Raw genomic sequence first — 6,396 nt, 5'->3', positions numbered from 1 at the left:
ATACTTTTAAACTACTTTTTAGACACCTTTTTGAGTTCATTTATACTGCTCACTTTTATCCAGAATTAGGTGCTCACTTTATCCAGAATATCCAGATCTTCTAAACTTTGAATATCGGAATTATGATATAACTCCCTGCCAGACCTGTCCCCTTAAGCCCGGGGATAAAGTGCCTAACACACATCCTTATGCAAAATATATAAATGACGAGAGTTTATGGGAGTGGATAGAGATTGACCTTGGTGTTGGGAAACCGCAGAAAGTATACGATTTAAAACCTCAGTATAAGGATACTCTGAAATGTAATGACGGTACGATAATGGAAGTGCCATTTTGGATTAAAAACAACACTAAGAAAAATAGAAAAACCACTCCGTAAAGAAGTGGTTTTTTAGTAATGATTAGAAATTATTTTTCATTACCGAATTCAATAATAGCGGTTTCTCCATACTGCTTTAATACTCCATAAGTATTAAAAATAATTTTTTTATCAGTGAAAGTTGCTTCCTTTATAGGTGGATTACTGAAAAAAGTATGATTATTAATGATAGACGTAAAATTGTCAGCATCATCATTTTCTTGGCACACGTGCGTTTCTTTATCTTTGAGAGCATTCATATTATTAACTAATCCTATTATTTTTTTATTTGGAATAATAACGAGAAATTTATAAACCTTATCATCTCCTGACGCATTTAAATGGTTAGCAATAAGTGTATCATTAAAGCATAATATAAATTCATCAATATTTTCTTCCTTTCCATCTATCACTGATTTGACAGTTCTTGAATATAGCTTTGCAGGCATAGCCATACCAGTATTGCTAAAAATAGTATAGTTTGAAACTTCAGGTAATCTACGATTACAGCTTGAGATAAACATATAGAATAAGCAAGTAATTACTAATATACTGATAACGATGATCGTAAATTTGTATTTCATATCAAACATTTGTTACTTGAAAATTGCTGTTTTGACTAGTCCAAATACTTAAAAGTCTTAACCAACGCCAGATACCTTTCGAAATTTTCTTGTTTAATATTATATAAAAGTATTATCACTTTACCGTCAGTGTAAGCCTTTGAAGTTCTACCAGAATGTCCGCTTTTTAAGTTATCTTCATTATATTTTCTTTTATGCCAGTAAGGGTTCAACCTTACATAAATTTCATTGTCATTAGTTTCTCGCATCTTCCATTGTCCAGAGACACCTCCATTTTTATACCCAGAATAAATATAGATTATCTGCTTATCATCATATTCAAAATAAAATTCATTATTTGAACTTGTCCAAAATTTTATCTTTTTTGGAAGATCTATGCTAAGGTGAGTTGTGTAGAAAACTTCATTATCAGCAATCGAATTAACTTTGGATTTATATACAAATTCATTATGGCTTTCCATATAATTGAAATCCATATAATCGGTTTTTATATTGTTACCCCTATCCAAATATGTATTGCAAGAACAGGTAGTTATAACGATTATTACGGTTAAAAAGATTTTTTTCATTAAGTATTATTTTTTTGATTGCGCTTTTAGAACTAAAAATAAACTGCTCTATTAAACTTGCAAGCTATCATTTAATTTTCTATTCTATTTGAAATAGATATAATAAAAAAACAACCTTCGGGTTGTTTTTTTATTAATCAAGGAGCAATAGTATTACTGTTAACCAAAATCCATTTTTTTTCGGCACACGAATATTCAAAAAGAGTTGTTGTTCCGCCACCATTTGAAAATTGATATTTGTTCTTACTGTAAGTAACTTTAAACTCAATAATGATAATTTTTAACTTATTACTATCTAGGGTAGGGATTATTTTCCAAACATCGATTCCCTCTTTTAATAATTTTTTATTTTTTTTATTGTAAATATCAATCTGCTTAAATTTAAGGTCAGTACCTTGTGATGATGACATAACATAAGGATTGTGATTCTCATCAACCAAATAAATGTTTTCTATATGATGTCTATAATCTTCAATATGACGCTTCCAATTATCCGTTTCATTTTTTTTATTTAGCTCTTCTTGAAAGCCTTTGTATGTTTCAATAGATTTGATAACAATTGTAGAATCAATTAATTTTTTATAATCATCAACTTTATTTTGTGAGTATAAATTTAGATTCAATGCTAATAGTAATATTAATATATTTTTTTTCATGATTAATTATTTTTTTGGAGTAACAAAATTCTTTGAGGTACGGTCGCCATAACAACTGTATTATTATAAATATATACTGTACCGTTTCCTCTTGAAAAGACAATAATTAACTTTAGATCACTGTTGCCAACATCCCCTCCCTCATTTGATGTAGCATGCCTAAAGCTGCCTTCAGTAACAGATTCTCCTAAAGTTGAAGAAGAACTTGTACCTCCTTGTGGTGCTGTTGAATTTGTACCACTTGGATTTGAGTGAAAAGTTGATTGGGAAGCATAACTACTAATATTAATACTTGCTTCCGAATTGACTAATGGATTGGATACGTCCCGTCCTCCGTGTGATTGTACAACTGTACCGTCAATTTTAGTCCTACCTCCATATGCAAGCGTATACCCAACTGAGTATATTTTGTAAAGCTACAAACCACTTCAAATTGAAGTGGTTTGTAGCTTTTTAATTCATAATTTATCCTTTTTCAAAATGACATTATTGTATATCAGCTCCCGTTTACTCTTAACTTTTACTTCAATTACTCGAGTGCTCATATATCCACTTTGCAATGTTTCTGCAACATTCTGTGGTTCGTTGCATTTCAAAATTATTAAATCTGTTCCTTTCATTTGCCATTTTCCTTCACAATTTGACGTAATTTCAAATCCTTTATATTCAATAGTAAACGTGCTGTCTTTTTGTAAAATTAGACTGTACAGGTAATCTTTACCCTTTGCTTTATAAGCACCATCCACAGTATCATTATCGATATTTACAACCTTACAAGCATTTAATAAAATAATTGTTAATACGAGACAAAATATATTTTTCATTATTTCCTGAATTTTAAAGTTGATATTGATTTATATGTAAAGGTATTTGGTAATCCGCTTAGTGCAGCTGCATTGTGTGGATATGCTCTTAGCATATCTGCCTTAGTTGAATTTGTATTTAACGGTACTATTCCAGTATTGGCAATTCCCCCAGGTGCATAAATTTTATTACCACTAGAATCGCTAACATTTTGAAGCCAATTTGCATTAATACCAGCTGAAGAATTAACTGATGCCGAAGATGTTAACCCTGATACTGAAGCTGGGTCAAATGCGTATTGCGCTTTATATGCAGAAATTTCATCACCTGTATCTGATGCATAAGGTTTCCCTGATGCCGAATCAAAGGCAATATCCCCACTCTCAAATTGTCCAGCATGTGTAGATTCATGAACAAAGTTAGCCGTTCCTGAAAAACTAATAACAACGTCGCCAGAAGCTGGATCATATGAAGTATCTCCAGTTGAACCAGCGCTAAGTACATTTAAACTATATGATTGCGAACTCGCTTCCAAAGTCCCTAAATTTCCGAGTGTGCCATTCATACTACCAATTCGTTCATTTAGATTTCCAATTTTACCCGCTAATTTTTCAGCGCTCCAACCTTTTGCTGTTGCCGTCGCATTAAACTTATCTACTTTTCCCTGAAGTCTATCCCTTTCGCTTGTGACATTTTGTTTTTGTTTATCCCATTCCTTTTGACTTCCTGGGGTGACAATCATCCCATCAGGATCAATGAAAAATACTGGATTGTTCATTGCATAAGCGTAAGGTGAAAACCTTCTTGCAATTTCAGCAGCTGGGTCTATGTTCATCCATCTGCCGATTGCAGGATCATAATTACGAGCCTGATAATCATACCAGCCAAGCCCCAGTTCGTCTTGGAACTCCTTCCCGTTGTACTTATACTTATTATTAGTAGCCACATAATCATTATATCCTTTGTGTTTTAATCCAAAAGGATAATAATTGTTTTCTTCGATAATTTCAAGAACTTGAGTTGTTGGGTTTTTAGCAAAACTCAGTCGTACGTTTCCTAAATGGTCTTTGTACTGAAACACATACGATAGTGTACCTTCGGTATTTTTCACATAGCCTTCTGCCGTTGGGAAAAACTCTAAAATATTGTCTTTGTACTGAAATCCTCCCAAATAATTGGTGTTGGTTGTCGTGGTTCCCTCCTTTACAATTTTTTCTAGTTTTTGTCCTGCTGCGTTGTAAATATACTCAATTGTATTTCCTGTGCCAAAAGTTATTTTCTTGGGTAGATTCAGTTGGTTATATAGTATTTCGGTAATGTTTTTGTTTTTATCACTGATCATATTTCCGTTAACATCATAAGCATAATCATCGCCAGTTGTGTTAGCATCGTTAAAACCGCTGGTGTTATTGGCACTATCCACCACTTTTGAAAGTTGGTTTGAATTGTCAGGATAAGTATAAGATAAATTATCGATTACATTGGTTCCTATTTGAGGATCCATATCTCCGTTTCTGTTCAAAAACTGTATGTTTCCGTTTTTGTCATAGGATAAATTCTCGTTGTAAGCATCTGTCGTTAATTTCGATTTCTGATAAACAGCGCTTGCCAATCTGTTTAGTTTATCATACTGATAACCGTAAGAGCGCTCCAGATTATCAGAACCTGTTTTCCAGTAAGTCTCCGAAATATTTCCGTTATATAAAGCTTTTACATTCGCAATCTCTGTTTGTGTTTTATCGTAATTAATTTTAAAGGCAAACAAATCAAGAGGATCTGTATTTTGCTGCAGCTCATCGGTTTTGTTAATCTCCGTTAGCCAGCCTCTAATGTTATAATTAAAATCGACTTTTTGCAAAGGGCTTCCGGTACTGTTGCCTACATTTTTGCTTTCCAGCTGTCCAAGTGCATCATAGGTATTTGCTGCTAAAAGCTGTACAACACCTCTATTTATTTGATGGGTATGAGTGAGCAAGCGATCTTGTGGCGAATACGTAAATTCTTCTCTTATAGTAATTTCGTTATCTCCTTTAGTTCGTTTGTGCGCGCTAATAGTATAAAGTGGTTTTCCAGTAAAATCAAGTTTACTATCCATTACCGTATAACCTTCAAAATGATTTTGTGTATAGGTTCGTATAAGGCGTGCTTTTGCATCATAGAAAGTAGTACTGGTTTCACCAAGCATTGCCGAGGCTGTTGTGGCAACCCTTGTCCAGTTTCCGGTTGCCATGCCTTTTACATTAGATAAAACGGCTTGTTGTTCAATAGTAACTGGTACTGCAGCTGCATTAGGAAATGCATAATCATCATAATAATTAACGGTCAGAAGTTTAAAACTTGTTGGCACTATACTATTGGTATAATCAGCAGCAATACCATCAATCGTGCGGGATGCTTCTTTCTTTTCAAACAAAACAACAGCATTATTCTGAGCATCCTGAAGCGATTTTCTGGTAGCCGAATTTGCGGTTTGATTGTTCCATCCTGTATAAATTGGTCGCCCAAAAGCATCGTATTTGGTGATGAGCCAGCCTACATTGCTGTCGTCTTTAAAAGGCGATAACGCAGGACCCGTGGCCACGGGTCTGTCGAGTTTATCATAAACGATGAATTCCCATTGCTTGCCGGGTAATTTTTTCTCGACTAATCTATTTTCATCGTCATATTTGTATTGGTAACACAATCCGTTTAAAACTGCATCATTAATGGTTCCGTCTGCTTTTGGCGGAATTACATAAGTCAGGTTTCCGTAAATATCATAAACATAATACGTATCGTGTTTATCTCCTGCCTCGTAGGTTCTTTTTAAAACAACTTGTCCTTCTTTGTTTTTAAATTCTACTACAGACCCGGCAGATTCGCTTGGATTTGTACTCGTATTTTCATCAAAAGTTATGGTTTTGTATAATTGGTTGGCCTGGTAATTTCCTGATTTTGAAAAAGCGATTTCAAACAATCCTGAACCGGAATCCCAGGTTGCTGTTGCTTTATACAATTTAACTTCATCACCGGCATTGGTTTGGTAATCGAGCTTAATTTCATGACCGCTGCCCATAGCCCATGAAGTTCCGGGAGCGGCTTGTTTTAAAACCCTGTTTAAGGGTGATGATTCAAGTTTTTTTTCTGAAAATGGGTTGGCCGTATTTTCATATTTTTCTGTACCATAAAAAGACAGTAAACCATTGATTGCTGTAGCAGGGTTTACTCTGGGATAACTGGTGCCTCCGTTTGAAGATGCATAAGGCAAATATTCTTTGACCTGTCTGCCAATACTATCGTATTCTATTGGTGTTATTATATCAGAGCCATTTCTTCCCTGACCAATGGCAGTCGTCTGAACAGGTCTGCCTAATCCATCAAAATAGGTAATATTCTGGCTTACTTCTTCCTTTGTTAAAGTATTGAAATTACCTGACCTAACTGCT

The 6,396-nt window shown here is 34.2% G+C and carries 5 protein-coding genes; all 5 read right to left on the bottom strand.

From position 1 onward, the window contains the following. Positions 1 to 408: 408 nt before the first annotated feature. Positions 409 to 942, bottom strand: coding sequence for a hypothetical protein (locus tag EV143_RS21170; protein ID WP_133509902.1), 534 nt, complete (start codon positions 940 to 942; stop codon positions 409 to 411). 35 nt (positions 943 to 977) lie between these two features. Further along, complete coding sequence (locus EV143_RS21165) at positions 978 to 1,511, bottom strand: hypothetical protein (protein WP_133509901.1); 534 nt, start codon at positions 1,509 to 1,511, stop codon at positions 978 to 980. A gap of 137 nt (positions 1,512 to 1,648) precedes the next feature. Beyond that, the gene (locus EV143_RS21160; RefSeq protein WP_133509900.1) at positions 1,649 to 2,167 is read right to left on the bottom strand and encodes a hypothetical protein; all 519 of its coding nucleotides are present in this window, start codon (positions 2,165 to 2,167) and stop codon (positions 1,649 to 1,651) included. A gap of 458 nt (positions 2,168 to 2,625) precedes the next feature. Beyond that, positions 2,626 to 2,991 (bottom strand): hypothetical protein, encoded by a 366-nt coding sequence (locus EV143_RS21155; RefSeq protein WP_133509899.1) that lies wholly within the window; start codon positions 2,989 to 2,991, stop codon positions 2,626 to 2,628. After that, the coding region (locus EV143_RS21150) for a DUF6443 domain-containing protein (RefSeq protein WP_133509898.1) at positions 2,991 to 6,396 on the bottom strand (3,406 nt) is incomplete at its 5' end. The genes EV143_RS21150 and EV143_RS21155, both read right to left, overlap by 1 nt.

Origin of the sequence: Flavobacterium chryseum, from assembly GCF_004362015.1 — a bacterium.
Classification (GTDB): domain Bacteria; phylum Bacteroidota; class Bacteroidia; order Flavobacteriales; family Flavobacteriaceae; genus Flavobacterium.
The sequence above is the reverse complement of the archived record's forward strand: the minus strand, read 5'-3'. Positions and strand labels throughout refer to the sequence as shown.

Excerpts from the sequence above, each read along its gene's own strand:
- EV143_RS21170 (WP_133509902.1), bottom strand. The coding sequence starts at position 942 with ATGAAATACAAATTTACGATCATCGTTATCAGTATATTAGTAATTACT.
- EV143_RS21165 (WP_133509901.1), bottom strand. The coding sequence starts at position 1,511 with ATGAAAAAAATCTTTTTAACCGTAATAATCGTTATAACTACCTGTTCT.
- EV143_RS21160 (WP_133509900.1), bottom strand. The coding sequence starts at position 2,167 with ATGAAAAAAAATATATTAATATTACTATTAGCATTGAATCTAAATTTA.
- EV143_RS21155 (WP_133509899.1), bottom strand. The coding sequence starts at position 2,991 with ATGAAAAATATATTTTGTCTCGTATTAACAATTATTTTATTAAATGCT.